Annotated in this window: 17 protein-coding genes; 16 read left to right on the plus strand and 1 reads right to left on the minus strand. The window is 51.2% G+C overall.

Features of this window, described 5'->3' with window-relative positions; all coding sequences use genetic code 11:
* Positions 1 to 23 precede the first annotated feature (23 nt).
* The 11 genes from DL94_RS0105060 to DL94_RS0105110 all read left to right on the plus strand — a co-directional run bounded on the left by DL94_RS0105060 (position 24) and on the right by DL94_RS0105110 (position 10,055).
* Positions 24 to 470 carry a low molecular weight protein-tyrosine-phosphatase gene (locus tag DL94_RS0105060; protein ID WP_028129217.1) on the plus strand — a complete coding sequence of 149 codons (447 nt, stop codon included), beginning with the start codon at positions 24 to 26 and terminating at the stop codon, positions 468 to 470.
* Positions 471 to 507: 37 nt separating this feature from the next.
* Positions 508 to 1,452 carry a methyltransferase domain-containing protein gene (locus tag DL94_RS0105065; RefSeq protein ID WP_028129218.1) on the plus strand — a complete coding sequence of 315 codons (945 nt, stop codon included), beginning with the start codon at positions 508 to 510 and terminating at the stop codon, positions 1,450 to 1,452.
* Positions 1,445 to 2,134 (plus strand): glycosyltransferase family protein, encoded by a 690-nt coding sequence (locus DL94_RS0105070; protein ID WP_028129219.1) that lies wholly within the window; start codon positions 1,445 to 1,447, stop codon positions 2,132 to 2,134. The genes DL94_RS0105065 and DL94_RS0105070 overlap by 8 nt, the downstream gene beginning before the upstream one ends.
* Before the next feature lie 89 nt (positions 2,135 to 2,223).
* Positions 2,224 to 3,942, plus strand: coding sequence for an O-linked N-acetylglucosamine transferase, SPINDLY family protein (locus DL94_RS0105075; RefSeq protein WP_037371316.1), 1,719 nt, complete (start codon positions 2,224 to 2,226; stop codon positions 3,940 to 3,942).
* A 151-nt stretch (positions 3,943 to 4,093) separates the two neighbouring features.
* Positions 4,094 to 4,384 carry a zinc-ribbon domain containing protein gene (locus DL94_RS0105080; RefSeq protein WP_028129221.1) on the plus strand — a complete coding sequence of 97 codons (291 nt, stop codon included), beginning with the start codon at positions 4,094 to 4,096 and terminating at the stop codon, positions 4,382 to 4,384.
* A gap of 143 nt (positions 4,385 to 4,527) precedes the next feature.
* The gene (locus tag DL94_RS0105085; RefSeq protein WP_028129222.1) at positions 4,528 to 5,307 is read left to right on the plus strand and encodes a basic amino acid ABC transporter substrate-binding protein; all 780 of its coding nucleotides are present in this window, start codon (positions 4,528 to 4,530) and stop codon (positions 5,305 to 5,307) included.
* 114 nt (positions 5,308 to 5,421) lie between these two features.
* The gene (locus tag DL94_RS0105090) at positions 5,422 to 6,087 is read left to right on the plus strand and encodes an amino acid ABC transporter permease (protein WP_028129223.1); all 666 of its coding nucleotides are present in this window, start codon (positions 5,422 to 5,424) and stop codon (positions 6,085 to 6,087) included.
* Positions 6,074 to 6,793 (plus strand): amino acid ABC transporter ATP-binding protein, encoded by a 720-nt coding sequence (locus DL94_RS0105095; RefSeq protein ID WP_028129224.1) that lies wholly within the window; start codon positions 6,074 to 6,076, stop codon positions 6,791 to 6,793. Before DL94_RS0105090 ends, DL94_RS0105095 begins: the two co-directional genes overlap by 14 nt.
* Positions 6,794 to 6,977: 184 nt before the next feature.
* Complete coding sequence (locus DL94_RS0105100) at positions 6,978 to 7,178, plus strand: cold shock domain-containing protein (protein ID WP_028129225.1); 201 nt, start codon at positions 6,978 to 6,980, stop codon at positions 7,176 to 7,178.
* Between the two features lie 178 nt (positions 7,179 to 7,356).
* Positions 7,357 to 7,899, plus strand: coding sequence for a ribosome hibernation-promoting factor, HPF/YfiA family (gene hpf / locus DL94_RS0105105; protein WP_028129226.1), 543 nt, complete (start codon positions 7,357 to 7,359; stop codon positions 7,897 to 7,899).
* A gap of 176 nt (positions 7,900 to 8,075) precedes the next feature.
* On the plus strand, positions 8,076 to 10,055 hold the full coding sequence (locus DL94_RS0105110; protein WP_028129227.1) for a methyl-accepting chemotaxis protein: 1,980 nt from the start codon (positions 8,076 to 8,078) through the stop codon (positions 10,053 to 10,055).
* Positions 10,056 to 10,133: 78 nt separating this feature from the next.
* Here the strand turns inward: DL94_RS0105110 and DL94_RS15575 are convergent, their stop codons facing one another.
* Positions 10,134 to 11,237: a chemotaxis protein CheB gene (locus DL94_RS15575; RefSeq protein ID WP_072023094.1), complete on the minus strand. Its 1,104-nt coding sequence runs from the start codon at positions 11,235 to 11,237 to the stop codon at positions 10,134 to 10,136.
* A gap of 172 nt (positions 11,238 to 11,409) precedes the next feature.
* On the opposite strand from DL94_RS15575, the gene secA reads away from it, so the two are divergent.
* The 5 genes from secA (at position 11,410) to csaB (ending at position 19,087) form a co-directional block, all read left to right on the plus strand.
* Positions 11,410 to 14,013, plus strand: coding sequence for a preprotein translocase subunit SecA (secA, locus tag DL94_RS0105120; RefSeq protein WP_028129229.1), 2,604 nt, complete (start codon positions 11,410 to 11,412; stop codon positions 14,011 to 14,013).
* Between the two features lie 26 nt (positions 14,014 to 14,039).
* Positions 14,040 to 15,146, plus strand: coding sequence for a peptide chain release factor 2 (gene prfB / locus DL94_RS0105125; protein WP_028129230.1), 1,107 nt, complete (start codon positions 14,040 to 14,042; stop codon positions 15,144 to 15,146).
* A gap of 120 nt (positions 15,147 to 15,266) precedes the next feature.
* A complete protein-coding gene (locus tag DL94_RS0105130) occupies positions 15,267 to 15,914 on the plus strand; it encodes an LmeA family phospholipid-binding protein (protein WP_197020709.1) in 648 nt (215 codons plus the stop codon).
* A 15-nt stretch (positions 15,915 to 15,929) separates the two neighbouring features.
* The gene (locus DL94_RS0105135; RefSeq protein ID WP_028129232.1) at positions 15,930 to 17,996 is read left to right on the plus strand and encodes a DUF5693 family protein; all 2,067 of its coding nucleotides are present in this window, start codon (positions 15,930 to 15,932) and stop codon (positions 17,994 to 17,996) included.
* Positions 17,996 to 19,087 carry a polysaccharide pyruvyl transferase CsaB gene (csaB, locus tag DL94_RS0105140; protein WP_028129233.1) on the plus strand — a complete coding sequence of 364 codons (1,092 nt, stop codon included), beginning with the start codon at positions 17,996 to 17,998 and terminating at the stop codon, positions 19,085 to 19,087. The genes DL94_RS0105135 and csaB overlap by 1 nt, the downstream gene beginning before the upstream one ends.
* Positions 19,088 to 19,120 lie beyond the last annotated feature (33 nt).

Consider the following 19,120-nt stretch of genomic DNA (forward strand, 5'->3'; position numbering starts at 1 on the left):
TTTTTCTGTGGAGGAGATTTTGAATGATTAAGATACTTTTTGTTTGTCATGGCAATATCTGCCGGTCGACAATGGCTGAGTTTGTCATGAAGGAATTAGTGCGCCGGGCGGGGCGGGAACAGGAGATTATGGTGGCGTCCAAGGCTTGCCGTACTGATGAACTGGGCAGCGATACCCACCCGGGGACAAAAGCGGCTTTGCGTAATCATGGCATACCGTTTACCAGGCGTCAGGCCCGGCAGATACAGAGGGCTGATTATGAGGAGTTTGACTACATCGTCGCTATGGATGAGGAAAATATGCGTGACCTGCAGCGGCTGACGGGCGGCGATTCCCGGCATAAGTGCCAGCTATTGTTGAGCTTTGCCGGGGAGAAACAGGAAGTAGCTGACCCGTGGTACACGGGCAATTTTGAAGTGACTTATCAGGACGTTATGAAAGGTTGTCAAGCATTACTGGCCAAAATTTGATATAATGTTAGGAAAAGACTTTTAAGGGGGGAGCATATTGCCGGAAAAAATAAAGCCGGAGCTGCTGCAATTTTTGCAGCCCGGGGAACTGCCACTTAAAATTTTGGTGGTGGAAGATTTGGGATATCTGCCCCGGCTGCGGCAAATGTTTCCCTGTGCGGAACTTTATGCAGCGACTGCTGACAGTGACGCCATGCTCGACTATCAGGATTTAGGCGTCCACTTTCAGCTGGTGAATTATCTGGCCGAGCGCCTGCCCTATGCGCAGGAATTTTTTGATTACATTATTTCAGATTTGACTCTGGAACAGGCCGGCAACCCTCAGGATATTGCTGCCGGCTTTTCGCGTTATTTAAAGGAAACGGGCTCGCTGCTCACGAGTTTCCGTAATATCCGCCACTACAGCCAGCTCACGGATTTGCGTGACGGCCATTATTACAATGTGGTGGCGCGCCTGTTTGCCCGGGAGGAATTTGAACGTCTGCTGTATGCCTCCTATTATAAGATGGTCTTTATGGAGCCGCAAAAGCGGCCGGCTGATGAAAAAACTCTGCAGCAATTTTTAGCGGCAGGTTTTGCCAATGACAGGGACGATCTCAATACGGAGTTCTGGCTGGTGCGGGCTGACCGGTCAATGCCGGAAATGGCCCTGCTTAAATCCATGTATAGCAAAGAGGAGCGCCGGCAGTTTTCCACTTATCTGCACCGGATTGAGTACGATGTGGACACTGCGCAGCAGTGCCGCCTGCTTTGGGATTTTTACCAGCAGCATGGTTTCTTTGCTGACTATGCGGCGGCGTTTATCAAGCAGGCGGTTTTCCACCCGGCGCGTTTTTACCGGCGGCTTATGCAATATTCGCCGGCAGAGATGGCGGAGATAGGGCTGATGCTGCAGGGGGCACTTAACAACGCCACCACGGCGGAGGAGCAGGAAATGTTGCAGAGCTTATGGCAGGAGTGGCAGGTGAAACAAAATGGCTGATTTGGCTGATAATAAAATTGCTTTTATTACCTGTGTTAATAGTGATGACTGGTATAGTGAGTGCCGGCTGTATTTGGAAAGCCTTAATATTCCTGAGGGCATGACTGCAGAATTCATTCCCGTGCAGGGGGCGGCCTCGATGTGCGCCGGTTACAATCAGGGCATGCAGATGAGCAATGCCCGCTATAAGGTATACCTGCATCAGGACACACTGGTGGTCAATAAAAATCTCGTGATGGATTTGCTGAATATATTTGCTGATGAATCTGTCGGCGCGGTCGGGGTGATTGGCTGCCGCAGCCTGCCGCGCAGCGGTGTATGGTGGGACGGCCTGCGGACTTATGGCCGGGTGCTGCACGCCTGTGAGCCGGAAAGTGTGGTGGATTCCCATTGCCGGGAGCCGGAGGGCGCATATCAGGAGGTTGAGGCTGTGGACGGCCTCTTTATTGCCACGCAGTACGATGTGCCCTGGCGTGAGGATATTTTTACCGGCTGGCACCTGTATGATACTTCTATATGTAAGGAAATGCAGCGCCGAGGGTACAAGGTAGTGGTTCCCAATCAGGAACAGGATTTCTGGTGTATCCATTGTCCGAAAGAAAAGCCCTTGGCAGCAGAGTATAAGGGTTATCAAAAGGCCTTTATCAGGGAATATGGCAGGGAACTTAACCCGGAAGTTTGAGAACTTTGCGCTGCATACAGGAAAAAGATACACAGCGTAGAATAGTTTATGAAGATATTACGATATGAGATGTGGGAGTTAGTCTATTTATGGAGCAGGAGACTTTAAACTGGATAAATCTGGCGGATAAGTTCGCTCGTGAAGGTGACCCGAAGGGAATGCGCGCCTGTGCACGGGAATTATGGAATATAGATGCAGGCAGTATGGACGGGCCGGCGATAATGGCTGAGGCGGCCATGTATATGGGGAGCTATGAGGAATCGCATGCTCTGGTGTATGAGATTTTGCAGAAAAAGCCGGCGCATCTGCGGGGACGGCTGGTAGCGGCAGCTCTCGCAGCTATGGAATTTAAGCTCGATGAAGAATTACCCCTGCTGACCAGATTGCTGGAGGAATTAAAAACAAAACTGCTGGCGCTGACACCGGACGATTTAAGTTACAATGACTATATCTATATGTCTCAGCGTGCCCAGGCGTTAATGGCTGATGCCTGTTATCTGGCTGCCCGTCCCGAGACAGCAGCGGAAATGCTGCTGGCTTATAGCAAACAGGCGCAGGACGAAGAGGAAAAGGCGGAAACCTACAGCAAGTATTTATTCATGCGGAACTACCGTGATGTAGGGGCTATTGAAGGACGGCAGCTGGCGGAACGTTACGGAAAGATGCTGACGATTAAACCTTATCAGCATGAACATAAGAAAAAATTGCCGCATAAAAAATTGCGCGTGGGCTATGTATCGCCGGATTTCCGGCAGCATGCAGTGGCCAATTTTGTGGCACCGCTTTTGCGTAATTTTAATAGCGACCGTTTTTCCGTGTATGTATATTCCACGGGCCAGAAGGACGCGGTGACAAGACGTCTGATGTCCAGCCCGGTTACCTGGCGTGACCTGCGGGGACGCAATTCGCGGACGGCCGCGCGGCTGATAGCGGAAGATAACATAGATATTCTGGTGGATTTGTCCGGTCACAGCCAGAACAACTGTATGCCCATTATGGCCTACCGCCCGGCACCGGTGCAGGTGGCCGGCATTGGCTATATGAATACGACAGGGCTCAGCACCGTTGATTATTTTTTGTCAGATGAGATATGCCTGCCCACGGGCAATATTGCTGCTGATGGCTTTACCGAACAGATTCTGCGCCTGCCACATTCACACCTGTGCTATACGCCGGGGGCGGTGCGGGAGATTCCCGAGGCCGGGGTGGAGGCACCGTGTATCAATAACGGTTATGTGACCTTTGGTTCCTTTAACAATCTGGCCAAGATAACCGATGAAACCCTGCTCTTATGGCGCGGTATTCTCGAACAGGTCCGCAGCTCCAAGCTGGTGCTGAAGGGCAAGACGCTCAGTATTCCTTCCGGCAAGGCCATCATGCGCGACAGGCTGAAACGGCTTAATTTTGACTTGTCAAAAGTGGAAATGCGCCCGTATAGCCCTGACTATATGGAGGAGTACCGTGATATTGACATAGCACTGGATACCATGCCCTATAACGGCGGCGTGACCACCTGTGAGGCTTTGCTGATGGGCGTGCCCGTGATAAGCTTGCGCGGCCAGCGGCATGGTTCCCGGTTCGGTGCGTCGATTCTGGCCAATGCCGGTGTCAGCGAACTCGTGGTAGAAAATGATATCAACTATGTGCGACGCGCGGTGCAGCTCGGGAGCAATCAGGAACTCATCGCGGCATATCATTCCGGCTTGCGGGCCAATCTTGTAAAATCTCCTTTGATGGACGCCAAAAATTACATGCAGGAGCTGGAAAATGGCTATGCAGGGATATGGGAGAATTTTTGCACAATATAAACAATATAAAAAACACTTGCATTTGCGAAAGAAATAATATACAATGATAAACATAGGCGTTCTTTTCTCGGCGTATTCTATACAAAAATGGGGACACAGGGAACATAGGGACATCTAAATTCTATTTTTTTCTAGGTAAGGGGATTATCGTATGGCTTTCGAAGACAAAACATTGACTTGCAAGGAATGTGGTAAGGAATTTACGTTCACCGCTGGTGAGCAGGAATTCTACGCTGAGAAGGGTTTTGAGAACGAACCGGCTCGTTGCCGTGACTGCCGTGACAAGCGCCGTCGTAGCCGTGATGGTGGCGAACAGCGCCAGATGTTTAAGGTTGTTTGCGCTGAATGCGGCAAGGAAACTGAAGTTCCTTTTGAGCCGAAAAATGACCGTCCGGTATACTGCCGTGACTGCTTCAATCAGAAGAGAGGCGAAGCAATGTAATTATACGCTCCGCAAATTTTGCCTTTGCAAAATTTGTACAACGGCGTTATAATAGCATTGTGCGTGACGAGTGGAGTTTGAGCGAAACGCTCAGACTCCATTTTTGTTTCACTGTAAATTTAATTCGAGGATGGGGATTATCTATGAACATGAAAAAAATTATGTCTCTTGTAGCAGCCAGCGCTTTTGCTGTGTTTGCTCTGGCAGGCTGCGGCGGCGACAATGGTGCCGGCAAGGCCGAGGCTCCGAAGGTTTTGAAGGTCGGTTCTTCCATCGACTTTCCGCCGTTCGAGTTCCAGGATGAGGGACAGAAGGAATATCAGGGTTTTGATATGGATCTTATTCGCGCCATTGCCAAAGAAATGGGCCGCGATGTGGAAATTCAGAACCTGGGCTTTGACGGTCTGATTCCGGCACTGCAGGGCAAGAGCATTGACCTGGCTATCTCCGGTATGACCATCAATGACGAACGCAAGGCTAATGTACGTTTCTCTGAACCGTATTATCAGTCCGGTCTCACCATGGTTGTCCGTGAAGATGAAACGGCCATCACGCGCTTTGCTGACCTGAAGGGCAAGAAAGTAGCTGTGCAGATTGGTACGACCAGCGCTGCAGAAGTGAAGAAAATCGATGGTGTGGAGATAACGGAACTCAATACGCCGGCTGACTGCTTTATGGAACTCAAAGCCCGTGGCGTAGACGCTGTGGTCAACGACCGCCCGGTTAATGATTACTTCATCACCAAGAATGCTGCTAAAGGCGTAAAAACGCTGGAAGAAAAACTGACAGCTGAAGATTACGGCATTGCCATCAACAAGGACAATGAAAAACTGCAGAATGATGTCAACGCTGCTCTGAAGAAACTCAAGGAGAACGGCGAATACGACAAGATTTATGCTAAATGGTTCGGCGCCAAGAAGTAATGTAAGACTTGCAAGCCTTCCCCTCGGAGGGGGAGGCTTTTTGTATTGACAAGTCAGGCTGGTTGCTCTATAATTATACATGTTTTTTGAATAAATATAAGTAGGGTGAAGGAAATGGATTTTAATTTTGACTTGGTTGTACAGTCTTTTCCCCTGCTCTTGCTGGGGGCAGGGATTACCATTAAGATTACGGCTCTTTCGGTGGCTGTAGGTATTATTATCGGTTTATTTATGGGTATTGCCCGTATCGGTAAAATAAAAATTTTCCGTATGCTGGCCGCTGTATATGTAGACTTTTTCCGGGGCACGCCGCTGCTCGTGCAGATTTTTCTGGTGTATTTTGCCCTGCCGCTTATGACGGGACAGCGCAGTGACCCGTATGTGGCCGCTATCAGTGCCTGTGGTCTGAACTCCGGTGCTTACGTGGCGGAAATTTTCCGTTCCGGCATTCAGTCCATTGACAAAGGGCAGATGGAGGCCGGCCGTTCTCTGGGCATGACGTGGCTGCAGACCATGCGCTACATCGTTGTGCCGCAGGCTTTTAAACGGGTTATTCCCCAGCTGGGCAATGAGTTTATTGCCCTCTTGAAGGATTCCTCGCTGGTGTCGGTTATCGGTTTTGAGGAACTTACCCGTCGTGGTCAGCTGATTATTGCCAAGACGTATGCCTCGGTGGAAATTTGGACCTGTGTGGCCATAATCTATCTGATTATGACCTTGACGATTTCCCGGTTCGTGGCATTCTTGGAGTGGAGGTTTGCAAAAGATGATCGTCATTGAAAATTTACATAAAGCCTTTGGCGAGGTGGAAGTCATCAAAGGCGTCAATCTGCATATCGAGCCTCAGGAAGTTGTGGCGCTGATTGGTCCTTCCGGTTCCGGTAAGAGCACCTTGCTCCGCTGCATGAATTATCTGGAAGAACCTACTGCTGGCAAAGTCACGGTGGCCGGCACGCCGCTCGATGGCGAGGCCAATATCAACAAAGTGCGTGAAGAAGTCGGCATGGTGTTCCAGCGGTTTAATTTGTTTCCGCATATGACGGCTTTGGAAAATATCATGCTGGCACCTATGAAGGTGAAAAAGGTCAGCCGTGACGATGCTGCCAAGAAAGCCAAAGAACTGTTGGCGAGAGTTGGCCTGGCTGATAAGGCGGAGAGCTTCCCCAGCCAGCTTTCCGGCGGCCAGCAGCAGCGCGTGGCCATTGCCCGGGCCCTGGCCATGGAACCAAAGGTTATGCTGTTTGACGAACCGACCTCGGCTTTAGATCCGGAGATGGTCGGTGAGGTTCTGGATGTTATGCGTTCCCTGGCGAAAGAGGGCATGACCATGGTCATCGTCACGCATGAAATGGGTTTTGCCCGGGAAGTGGCCGACAGGGTACTGTTTGTGGATGACGGTCAGGTGCTGGAACAGGGCGCACCGCAGGATTTGTTTGAACATCCGCAGCAGGAGAGAACTAAGCTCTTCCTCTCCAAGGTGTTATAAACTCTTAATGTCAGATGAAACTGTCCCCGTCTGCACATGGGGACAGTTTTTATCTTCAGAAAAATTTTTTCCTTGATAATTGTACACATATATATGAATTGGTTGACAGTTACATAATCAGGATTTATAATTATTGTTAGGTCGTGTTTGAGCGACTGGGAAGTTTCAAGTAGGAGGAATCTCGATGGTAGGTAAAGTTAAATGGTTCAGCGCTGAAAAAGGTTATGGCTTTATTGCTCGTGAAGATGGCGACGATGTATTTGTACATTTCTCCGCTATCAATGACGAAGGTTTCAAGACGCTTAACGAAGGTCAGGATGTAGAATTCGACATCGTGGAAGGTGCTCGTGGCCCGCAGGCGTCTAACGTTGTAAAGACGGCATAATTTTCTTTATACGCGAAAATGAGTCTTCCCCTGAAAAAAGGGGAAGGCTTTTTTTATTTTTACGCAAATAAAAGAAGGGATTTTCTTCGGGGGCGCGAATATATAGAGTATAAACCTCATAAGTTGCTAATTATCCGCAGGCATTGTCCTGTGGCATCAAAGAAAGGGGATGTGTCGTATGGCAACATTCACTGTAAGAGGCAAGAACATCGAGATTACTCCTTCCCTGCGTGAATATGTAGAAAAGCGCGTAGGCAAAGTCACCAAGTATTTTGATAATGTTGGTGATATTTCGGTCCTGCTGACCGTATCGAAGGGGCGGCACATTGTTGAGGTGACGGTTCCCGTGCAAAATGGCATCCTGCTGCGCGGCGAGGAAGCTACGATGGATATGTACACGTCGATTGACCTGGTTGTGGAAAAACTCGAGCGCCAGATTCATAAACAGAAGACGAAACTGGCCCGCCGTTTCCGTGGTGGCGGCTTTAAGGCAGAGGCCTTCAAGGCTGCACCGGTAGATGCACCTGCTGATGATGAAGAGTATCAGGTAGTTAAGACCAAACGTTTTGTGGTTAAACCCATGGACGTGCAGGAGGCTATCATGCAGATGAACCTGCTGAATCACAATTTCTTCGTGTTCCGCAATTCGGAAACTGAAGATGTGCAGGTCGTATACAAACGCACTGATGGCAATTACGGCCTGATTGAATCCGGGAACTAAGTAAATATTGTGTTCTGGGAGGAGCATGTATGCTGTACATGCTCCTCTTTTTAGTTGCTTGTTTTTAGAAAATTTATAGTTTTTAAAGGATTTATCGTGGTGATGTAGAAATAAAACGATGGGAGAATCTCTGTTTGGATTTAAGGAAGATAATATAAGGAGAGAGGATGGTATTTATGGGTATCAGGCAGAAATTCTATGTATTAGCCGGCATAGTTGGCGCTTTGCTGGCAGCTATCTCAATTATCGGTTTCTACACGGCTGATAAGAATCTGGAGCAGGCCGTGGAGCAGGAGCTTACAGCTACCATGAATGACGCCAGTTCCCAGATGGACGGCTGGCTGCGGCAAAAAGGGACTTCCGCGCAGTATGCAGCAGATTTGCTGACGGAATTTAACGGCGATGAAACGCGCTTGAAGAGTATCGCCTCCCTGGCGCTGGGCTCTTCGGATAAAGAGATTCTTGACCTCAATGTGGGTATGGAAGATGGTTATTTTGCCTCTTACCGTACGCAGAATAAGAGCACCGGTACTTTGGACCCACGTACCCGTGACTGGTACAACGACGCCAAGAAGGCCGGCAAGATGGTCTTTACGGAACCATACGTAGATAAAAATACGGGCAAACTCGTTGTCTCGGCAGTTGCTCCGTTTAAAAAGGACGGACAGTTCTACGGTGCCCTGTGCACGGATATTGACCTGGCTGTAGTTGATACGCAGGTAGGCAGCATGAAGTATCATGGCGAATCCGGTTATGCCATTTTAGCTGATACCAAAGGTGCTATTCTGGGCACCGGCGGTTCGGAGGAAAGCGGCTCGAAGTTCCAGGATATAGCTGGTCTGGGCACACATTTTGATGAAATGGTGAAAAACGGCAAAGGTGTGTTCCGGTTTGACAGTGCCAAAGATGGCAGCATGATTTGTGCCTATAATAAAGTTGCCAGCACCGGCTGGGTATTTGCCATGGTCGTGCCCGTTGACTATGTGTTCGCCTCTGTAAATTCCATGAAAATGATTTATGGTGTGCTGACGCTGGTCGGCCTGATTCTGGTACTGGGTGTATGTTTCCAGTTTGCCGGCAAGATTACCAATCCTATCGTGGCTTTGGAGTCTTATGCAACCGAAATGTCCAAGGGCAATTTGACCCAGCAGAAACTGGAAGTTACTTCCAGCGATGAAATCGGCTCGTTGACGCAGGCCTTTAATACCATGAGCGAAAATCTTCGTAACCTGATTCGTCAGATGGCCACGACTTCTGAGCAGGTAGCTGCGTCCTCGGAAGAATTGACGGCTAATGCCCAGCAATCGGCAGATGCCTCCGTGCATGTGGCAGAAACTGTCGGTGACGTCGTGAATAACGTGGCCCAGCAGCTCAGTGATATCAATACGGCTAAGGGCAGTGTTGACGGTGTGTACCATGATATCGCCAATATGTCGGAACAGGCCAAGCAAATCACGACGGCCTCCCATCAGACGGCTGACGCCGCTAAGCGTGGCGCTGACCTGATGGAAGAGGCTATCAGGAAGATGGGTACCATCGAAGAAAGCGTACTGGCGTCCTCCGCTGTTGTTAAGACTTTGGGCGAAAATTCCCAGCAAATCGGTCAGATTGTCGAGGCTATTTCCTCGATTGCTGAACAGACTAACCTGTTGTCACTGAATGCAGCTATCGAAGCTGCCCGTGCCGGTGAGCAGGGCCGTGGCTTTGCCGTTGTTGCTGATGAAGTAAGAAAACTGGCCGCTGAATCTCAGGAATCGGCAGAACAGATTAAGGAACGCATTGCCTCCATTCAGAATGAAACAGCCCGCGCTGTGGAATCCATGCAGAACGGTACGCAGGAAGTTACTCTGGGTACTAAGGCTATCCGTGATGTGGGTGAGCAGTTTGAAGATATCATGAGCAAGGTTGATTCCATCAATGTACAGATGAATGAAATCAACAGTGCTGTTTCGCAGGTATCGACGGGCGCCGAGCAGATTGTTACGGCTGTTGATGCTATTGATAGTGTCAGCCAGAAAACATCTGACAGCATGCAGACTATTTCCTCGGCTACTGAGGAACAGTCCGCCTCCAACGAGGAAATCGCTGCTGCCTCCCAGGCACTGGCAACATTGGCCGGGAGAATGCAGGAGGCTGTTGGTAAATTCAAGGTTTAACACAAGTTTTTAGCAGTACATAAATAATGAGCCGGTGAGAATTCTCACCGGCTCATTTCTATGGCGTTATATCAAGGATTATTTGACGATTTCCAAAATCGCCTCGGGGATACTCTGCAAGGGCAGCTGCTGCTGTACGGCCCCCATTTCAAAGGCTGCCCGGGGCATGCCGTATACTGTGGAGGTTTCAGCGTCCTGTCCGATTGTCGGTGAGCCCAGCTGCCGCATTTTGAGCAGTCCGGCTGCGCCGTCCTGGCCAATACCGGTGAAGATGATGCCCATAGCCCGATTGCCGGCGGCAGCGGCTACGCTGTCAAACAGCACGTCTACGGAAGGACAGACGCTGTGTACCGGCGGTCCGGGCTGACAGTCAAGCGTATAATGGCCGCCCGTACGGGAGACGGTCATGTGCTTGGCCCCCGGGGCAATGTATATGTGATTGGGCTTTACGATATCACCGCTGGCGGCCTCTTTGATGGTCAGTTCGCATTCGGAATTGAGCCGTTCGGCAAAGAGCCGGGAAAACATAGGTGGTATGTGCTGGACAATGACAATGCCGGGCAAAGGCGGCTTTAAATGGTGGATAACCACGGACAGGGCCTCGGTGCCGCCTGTCGACGCGCCCATGGCAATAAGGTCTATGACAGCACTGCTGCGCAGGGCCGTGTAATCGATGGCAGCTGCCGGTGGCGGTGTTATGGCTGGAAAAGCAGGAACAGCACTATGGGCGGCAGTGTGGTCGGTTTTGAACGCAGACGTGGCCGCAGGTGCTGCCGTACGGCCGGGCGTCTTGTTATGATATTCTAAAATGGTGCTGGTCAAATGGTCGTAGAAATCATCTACAGGCTGACCGGCACCAGGTTTTTTCATGTAAGTTGCCGCGCCAAGTACCCTGGCTACAGTCTGTCCTGCGTCCAGGACACCGTAAGCGATAATCGGCACGTTGGGGAATTTTTTTACCAGCAGGGGCAAAAACTTTTCCTGATTCACGAGCAGGGAACCCAGCGCAAAGTTAAGGATAATGACCGTGGGCTTAAATGTGGTCAGCTTTTCCAGAGCGGCCTTGGGCAGGACAGCGTGTTCGACCTGACTTCCATTGGGCAGCCTGTGTGTCAGCTCCTGCAGCAGGACATTTTGATATGTTATGGAGTTGTCAATCGCAAACAATCTTAAACTGCTCATAAGCACCTCCAAGGGCTGGTTTTACTCATTATAATAATACTACATTTTGGTAGAAAATCCTCTTGCTTACATCTATTTTGTGCGTTAGCCCGTATGGTGTATCATTGACTTATGGGGCGGTCTTTGCTAAGATTGTAAGGTGATTTAAATTTATAGATAGGAGTGGATTTGTTTGCTGGGATTTCTCAAAAGATTCTTAGGCGACAATAACGATAAAGAGATTGCCCGTTATCGCGAGGTTGTCGAAAAAATCAATGCCCTCGAACCGCAGATGCAGAATCTGACGGATGATAAGCTGACGGGTTATACAAATAAGTTTAAGGAGCGTCTGGCTGAAGGCGAAAGCCTTGATGACCTGCTGCCGGAGGCTTTTGCTGTAGTGCGTGAGGCGTCGCGCCGTGCTTTGGGCATGCGTCATTTCGACGTGCAGCTCATCGGTGGTATGTGCCTGCATGAAGGCCGTATTGCGGAAATGCGTACTGGTGAAGGTAAGACACTGGTAGCAACACTGCCGGTATACCTCAATGCTCTGACGGGCAAGGGTGTTCATGTGATTACGGTAAATGATTACCTGGCACGCCGCGACAGTGAGGAGATGGGTAAGCTCTATCGTTTCCTGGGGCTGACTGTAGGTCTGGTGGTGCATGATATGGACTTCCCGGAACGTAAGTACGCCTATAGCTGTGATGTTACCTTCGGTACTAATAACGAGTTCGGTTTTGACTACCTGCGTGACAACATGGTTATTTATCCGGACCAGATGGTACAGCGTGAGCTCAACTATGCCATCGTCGATGAAGTTGACTCCATTCTGATTGATGAGGCCCGTACGCCGCTGATTATTTCCGGCCCGGGTGCCAAATCCACGGATATGTACGCCACGATGGCCAGAGCCGTAGCCACTCTGAAAGAGGGCACTGACTACACGGTTGATGAAAAGCAGAAAACCGTAGCTCCGGCGGACAGCGTCATTCCGAAGATTGAAAAAATGCTGGGGATTAACAATCTCTATGCCCCGGAAAACATTGAGCTTTCCCACTGCTTTACGGCAGCACTGCGTGCCAAGGCCCTGATGAAACGCGACCGCGACTATGTGGTACGCGGTGATGAAGTCATCATCGTCGATGAGTTTACGGGCCGTCTGATGGAAGGTCGCCGTTACTCCGATGGTCTGCATCAGGCCATTGAGGCTAAAGAAGGCGTAAAGATTCAGCGTGAATCCCAGACGCTGGCCACCATTACCTTCCAGAACTACTTCCGTATGTACAGTAAGCTGTCTGGTATGACCGGTACGGCCAAGACGGAGGAAGACGAATTCTTAAAGATTTACAATCTGCCGGTTATCGTGGTGCCGACCAACAAGCCGGTACAGCGTATTGACCACCCGGACCTCATTTACAAGAACAAGGCTGCCAAGTACCGGGCCGTTGGCCGGTTCGTCAAGGAACTGCATGAGAAGGGGCAGCCGGTGCTTATCGGTACGACTTCCATCACGCAGTCAGAAGAACTGAGTGCCGTGCTGAAGAAAAACGGTATTCCCCATAGCGTCCTGAACGCCAAGTTCCATGAGAAGGAAGCAGAAATCATCGCTGACGCTGGTCAGCGCGGTGCAGTGACTATTGCTACCAACATGGCCGGCCGTGGTACGGATATCAAACTCGGTGAAGGTGTGCCGGAACTCGGCGGCCTGTACATCGTGGGTACGGAGCGCCATGAGTCCCGCCGTATCGATAATCAGCTCCGTGGCCGTGCCGGCCGTCAGGGTGACCCCGGTGCCTCCCGTTTCTTCCTGTCGCTCGAAGATGATTTGCTCCGCCTGTTTGCCTCCGACAGAATTGCCGGCATGATGGACAAGCTGGGCATGGAGGAAGACGAGCCTATCGAACATAAGCTCATCACCAACTCCATCGAGCATGCGCAGAAGAAAGTAGAGGCCCGTAACTTCGATATCCGCAAGCACGTGCTGGAATACGACGATGTTATGAATCAGCAGCGTGAAGTCATGTATGGCGAACGCCGCAAGATTCTGCTCGGGGATAACCTCCGGGAAAACATCATGGGCATGGTAAACCATATTATCAAGGACGAGATGAACCAGTACGCCAACGAACAGCTCTATCCTGAAGAATGGCAGCTCGACGGCCTCATCGAGGACGCTGAAAAGATTTATGCTCCGGCCGGCCTGCTGAAGAAGGAAGAACTGGTGGAACTCAGCCGCGACGAACTGAAAGAGCGTTTGGAACAGACGGCTGCCAATGGTTATCATCAGCGTGAACTGCTGTTTGGTGAAGAAAACATGCGTGAGCTTGAAAAGGTTGTTATGCTCCGCGTGGTTGACAGCAAGTGGATGGAACATCTTGACCACATGGATATGCTGCGTGACGGTATCAACCTCCGCGCTTATGGCCAGCGTAATCCGCTGGTGGAATACAAGATTGAGGCCCTCGATATGTTTGAGGAAATGGAATCGGCCATCATGGACCAGATTGCCTCTCTCATGTATCATGTGAGCATTGTAACGCCGCAGCAGCAGGACGCCGAGGCTGCCGGTGAACAGGCTGAGGCCAGCGTAACCCAGAAACAGAAGATGGAAGAGACGATAAGAGCACAGCGCTCCCAGCTCTCTGACCATTTGAGCAGCGCTCAGGCCAGCCACGGTGATGAAGTCAGCACCGCTACGGCGAAAAAGGCGCAGGCTGCGGAAAAAATTGGCCGCAATGACCCCTGTCCCTGCGGCAGCGGCAAGAAATACAAGAATTGTTGTGGGCGGCATTGATATTATTAGAGGTGTAAAAGGAAAAAATGCTTGAAGATTTAAAACCACAGCTCGGTGAACTGCGGGAAAAACTCCAGCACATGGGTGAATCCCTGGAAATTCCTGTTAAGGAAGAAAAAATCGCAGAGCTGGAATATAAGATGGGCGAACCCACCTTTTGGGATGACGCTGAGGCCGCCCAAAAGATTAACCAGGAACTGGCTGATTTAAAATCCGGCGTTGATAAATACAAGGCGCTGGTGGCCAAACATGAGGACGCAGAAACCTTGCTGGAAATGGGGCTCGAAGAGGATGACCCCAGTCTGGAAGATGATGTGAAAGCTGAACTGGCCGAAGTAGCCGAAGGCCTGGAGGCCCTGCAGCTGGAAGTGCTGCTCTCCGGCCCCTACGATGGCAACAATGCTATTCTGACGCTGCATGCCGGTGCTGGCGGTACGGAGGCGCAGGACTGGACGCAGATGCTGCTGCGCATGTACGGCCGCTGGGCTGAACGCCACGGCTTTACTGTGGAGACGGCCGATTTGCTCCCCGGTGATGAGGCTGGGGTCAAATCCGCTACGCTCTTTATCAAGGGACACAATGCTTATGGTTTCTTGAAATCGGAGAAGGGCGTACACCGTTTGGTGCGTATTTCCCCGTTTGATGCCAATGCCCGTCGTCATACGTCGTTCTCGGCCTGTGATATCATGCCGGAAATCGATGACGCCGTAGAAGTTGACATAAACATGGCTGATGTGCGTGTAGATACCTACCGTGCCTCTGGTGCCGGCGGTCAGCACATCAATAAGACTTCTTCGGCTGTGCGTATGACACATGAACCTACCGGGATTGTGGTACAGTGTCAGAACGAGCGTTCCCAGCTCCAGAACCGTGAGCAGTGCTTAAAAATGCTCCGGGCCAAGCTCTTTGAGCTGGAAATGGAAAAGAAAGAGGCTGAACTGGCTAAGTTGGAAGGCGACCAGCAGAATATTGAGTGGGGCAGCCAGATTCGTTCCTATGTATTCCAGCCATATACCATGGTCAAAGACCATCGTACGAGCCAGGAAACGGGTAACGTACAGGCTGTGATGGATGGGGACATCGACCCCTTTATCAGAGCTTTCCTCAGCGCGAAAGCAAATCACGAAATTTGATGAAACGTATGGAGTCAGGATGCAGTAACAGCTCCTGACTCTTTCCGTGTCTTAGGGAAGGGGATGGGGATTTTGCGAAAGGGCTTGACTATTCTAGGCGCTTTATTCATAATAATAATCGTGTTTAGTGAGACAGTACTGCCCTGGCTGGCCCGGGAAACACTGCAGACACGTATGAACCAGCGGCTGACAACCAGCGACGCGCAGGTAGCAGCTGACAGCCGGCCGGGAATACTGCTGGCTCTCGGGAGGGTTCAGCACCTGCATGCTGTGGCCCATCAGGCCAAAGTGGGACATGTATATTTCCGGGAACTCAGCCTGGAAGGGGAAAATTTACACTTGAACATCCCTGATTTGCTGCAGGCTGGCAAAGTCGCGCTGCAGTCGGCGGATAAAGTTATCCTGAAAGGCGTTGTAGACGAGGAAAACCTGCAGGAGGTTCTTGTCCAAAAGCTGGAAAAGGTGGAAAACGTGCAGGTGAAAATCTCGCCTGACGGGGTGCTGGCCACGGCCAACACTAAAATCATGGGCCGGGTAGTGGACGTCGAACTGGCAGGAAATGTTATTGAAGATAATGGTTCGCTGTATTTTCAGATGACGCATCTGGCTTTAAAGAACAGCCTTATCGGCACGGCCCGAATCGGGGATATGTTCGGTAATATCCAGCTGGCACCGCCCAACAGACTGCCTATGGGATTGCAGATAAGCGATGTTCAGCAGGTTGATGGTGCCATTGTGATTACGGCCAAGCGAGATAATGTGGAATAAGGTGGAAAGAAGATAATGAAGGATTTTAAGTACAATAAGGGACTTATACTCGTTATAATCCTGGGACTGCTGGCTGCCGGCTGGATCAGCATGGTACGTCATACAGTAGAAGAGAACAGCCGCCGGGTGGACCTGGCAACCAATTATGAGGATTTGCTGGAACTGGCTGACAGGGAAGGCCTGCCGGCAGAAAAAGTGCTGGCTATGGCTAAAGATGCTGGCGTGACTTCGTTGGCTGTTTATGACACCACCTTTAAGAAACTGAATGCCAACGGCAAGGCCTCGGCTGTGGCCGGCAGTGAGATACTGGCTAACTTCCACAGCGGTTCGCTGTCTGACCCCGTGTGGCGGCAGCTCGTGCAGGAAGGCAAAATCAAGGGCAATGAAGTTTACCTCGTAGGCCATGATGCCAGCACCTGGCAGGATTTGAAGGAAGATGTGCCGCGCCGTTTGGGCAGCGGCCGTGTACAGCTCCTGCAGGTGGGCAATGAAGAAGTCATGGCGGTAAAGGCTCACTATGAGTCCTTCCTGAAGATGGATATCGGTATGCCCCACGATGAGATGAAAGCGGTGAATGACGCCGGTTTTGCAGTTATCGCACGTCCTACCAATTATAATCAGTGCACGCCGGAAGACGTAAAGGCTGTCTTTAAACGCCTGGAAGGTGTAAAAATTTCGGAGTTTGTGTTCTCCGGCTCGCAGGTGCTCGGGGCCAATAAGGCGCTTGATACCACCATCAAAGAACTTAAGGAACGCAATGCCGTCATGGGGCTGATTGAGGGTGTGACGCAGCTGCAGTTCTACAAACAGGACGGCATGGAAGAAGTGGCCAAGGGGATTGGCTACAACAATGTGGTCCGCCTGTATACCATACCCAAGGACGAGCAGCCCAAGCTGAAAATCGCAACGGCGGTGGAACGCTGGGCCAATGCTGATGATGAACGCAATATCCGCATTGATTTGCTGCGGATTTACGAAAAGCCGGCACCCAATATGACGCTGCTGGAAACAAACATGAAGTATTTCAAAGATACGCATGATGCTCTGGTGGCGCATGGCTATACGATGGATAATGAGCTGGCAGTGGGCACTTTTGCCTCTTTCTATCCGGCAGGCTTTATCCGCGCTATCGTAATGGCCGGTGTGGCTGCTGCCGTGGTGCTGTACCTGAGTCTTGTTATTCCGGCGCTGAATACTTCGGTGAAAAAACAGTGGCTCCTGTGGGCAGTATTTACGCTGCTGGCAGCTGGGCCGGTACTGATGGGCAACGGGGCCAAAATCCGCGTGCTGGCAGCCCTGGCCAGTGCCAATGTTTTCCCGACGCTGGCGGTCATCTACCAGCTGGACAGAATACGTTACCTTCGCGATAAGGTGACCATGGGGTTTGGCAAAATGCTCGTTACGGGTGTTCTGGCCTTGTTCGTCACTGGAGCGCTGTCTTATATCGGTGCTTTCTATCTGTCCGGTTCGCTGGCTGATACGGAATACCTGCTGGAATTCCAGATTTTCCGCGGTATAAAACTGACCTTTGTGCTGCCGCTGGTACTCGTGGCCATTGCTTTCCTGCAACGCTATGACGTCTTTGACGGCCGTATGGACGATACGGACGGTGTAATGAACCAGCTGCAGAAAATTATGGATATGCCGGTGAAGATTAAGACACTCTTCCTGATGTTTGCTGTGCTGGTGGCCGGCGTGGTCTTTGTGGCCCGCAGCGGTCATACTTCCGGTATGCCTGTATCGGCAACGGAATTGCAGTTCCGCGCCTTTTTGGAACAGGCCTTCTATGCCCGTCCCCGTACTAAGGAACTGTTGATTGGGCACCCGGCTTTCCTGCTGGCAGTAATGGCCTTCTGGCGCAAGTGGCCCACGATGGTGTTCTTCGGCCTCGTGCTGATTGCCACTATCGGTCAGGGGTCAATGGTAGAAACATTTGCCCATATGCGCACGCCGTTCTATATGTCCTTTATGCGCGGCATTGGCGGCATAGTCTTAGGGGCAGGTATTGGTGCAGTGGCCATGATGCTGATACAGCTGTGGCAGACTGTTATTTCACGAGCAAAGGAGCGTAAAGCAGCGTAATGAGTAGAATCGTCGTATCGGGTTACTATGGCTCCAAGAACGCCGGTGATGAGGCCATGCTGGCTGCCATGCTGGAGGTTTTGGGTGACCTTGACCCCAAACTTAATATTACGGTGATTTCTGCTGACCCGCAGGATACACGGCAGCGCCACGGGGTGGACGCCATATCCTGGCTGAGCTTTCCGGCTATCATACGGGAACTGCGTCGCGCCGACCTTTTGATTAGCGGTGGCGGCAGTCTTTTACAGAATGTTACCAGCCGCCGCAGTCTTTATTATTACATGTTCATCATCATGCTGGCCCGTCTGCTGGGCACCAAGGTGATGCTCTATGCCCAGGGGATCGGTCCGATTATCGGCAGGGTGGCCGAAAAGGCCATGTGCTATATGGGCAATCATGTGGACCTGATTACGGTCCGCGACCAGGGCTCGCTGCAGGAGCTGGCCCGTCTGGGTATCAAAAAGCCGCCGGTCAGCTGTACGGCTGACCCGGTGCTGGCTATCCATCCCGTGGATAAAGAAGTGGGCCGGGCTATCTTCAAGGCCTATCATGCCGATGGCGCCAAACCGGTGCTCGGTATCTCCGTCCGCGAGTGGCAGGGCTGGCGGCACTATAAGGAAGTGCTGGCGCAGGTGTCGGATATGGTCGTCCGGGAACTGGGCGCCCGTGTGGTGTTCATTCCCATGCAGTTCCCCGATGATGTGCGGGCGGCAGAAAGCATTGCGGCACTGACCCATGAGGAATGCACGGTGCTGAAGGACGAATACACCACGAGTGAGTTTTTATCACTGGTGGGGAATATGGACCTGATGCTGGGGATCCGCCTGCATGCATTGATTTTTGCCGGCGTTATGGGGGTACCCATGCTGGGCATTTCCTATGACCCGAAGATTGACCGCTTTTTATCCTCTATCGGGGAAACGCCGGTGGGTGACCTGCGCGATGTGTCCGCCGAGGAACTCATGGCCGAAATCCGCCGCAAGTGGAATGACAAGCAGACGTTCAGAAAGAAAAATGCTGAACTGCTCGGGAAATTGCGGGACCTGGCGGCCCACAATGCAGAACTGGCTGTAAATTTAGCACATAAATAAAATAAAAGCCTGTCCCAGAGGGGGGCAGGCTTA

The sequence above is a fragment of the Selenomonas sp. AE3005 genome (genome assembly GCF_000686945.1).
Classification (GTDB): Bacteria; Bacillota; Negativicutes; order Selenomonadales; family Selenomonadaceae; genus Selenomonas_A.

Coding starts and splice junctions, on each gene's coding strand:
- DL94_RS0105060 (WP_028129217.1), top strand. CDS start 24: ATGATTAAGATACTTTTTGTTTGTCATGGCAATATCTGCCGGTCGACA.
- DL94_RS0105070 (WP_028129219.1), top strand. CDS start 1,445: ATGGCTGATTTGGCTGATAATAAAATTGCTTTTATTACCTGTGTTAAT.
- DL94_RS0105075 (WP_037371316.1), top strand. CDS start 2,224: ATGGAGCAGGAGACTTTAAACTGGATAAATCTGGCGGATAAGTTCGCT.
- DL94_RS0105080 (WP_028129221.1), top strand. CDS start 4,094: ATGGCTTTCGAAGACAAAACATTGACTTGCAAGGAATGTGGTAAGGAA.
- DL94_RS0105085 (WP_028129222.1), top strand. CDS start 4,528: ATGAACATGAAAAAAATTATGTCTCTTGTAGCAGCCAGCGCTTTTGCT.
- DL94_RS0105090 (WP_028129223.1), top strand. CDS start 5,422: ATGGATTTTAATTTTGACTTGGTTGTACAGTCTTTTCCCCTGCTCTTG.
- DL94_RS0105095 (WP_028129224.1), top strand. CDS start 6,074: ATGATCGTCATTGAAAATTTACATAAAGCCTTTGGCGAGGTGGAAGTC.
- DL94_RS0105100 (WP_028129225.1), top strand. CDS start 6,978: ATGGTAGGTAAAGTTAAATGGTTCAGCGCTGAAAAAGGTTATGGCTTT.
- hpf (WP_028129226.1), top strand. CDS start 7,357: ATGGCAACATTCACTGTAAGAGGCAAGAACATCGAGATTACTCCTTCC.
- DL94_RS0105110 (WP_028129227.1), top strand. CDS start 8,076: ATGGGTATCAGGCAGAAATTCTATGTATTAGCCGGCATAGTTGGCGCT.
- DL94_RS15575 (WP_072023094.1), bottom strand. CDS start 11,237: ATGAGCAGTTTAAGATTGTTTGCGATTGACAACTCCATAACATATCAA.
- prfB (WP_028129230.1), top strand. CDS start 14,040: ATGCTTGAAGATTTAAAACCACAGCTCGGTGAACTGCGGGAAAAACTC.
- DL94_RS0105135 (WP_028129232.1), top strand. CDS start 15,930: ATGAAGGATTTTAAGTACAATAAGGGACTTATACTCGTTATAATCCTG.
- csaB (WP_028129233.1), top strand. CDS start 17,996: ATGAGTAGAATCGTCGTATCGGGTTACTATGGCTCCAAGAACGCCGGT.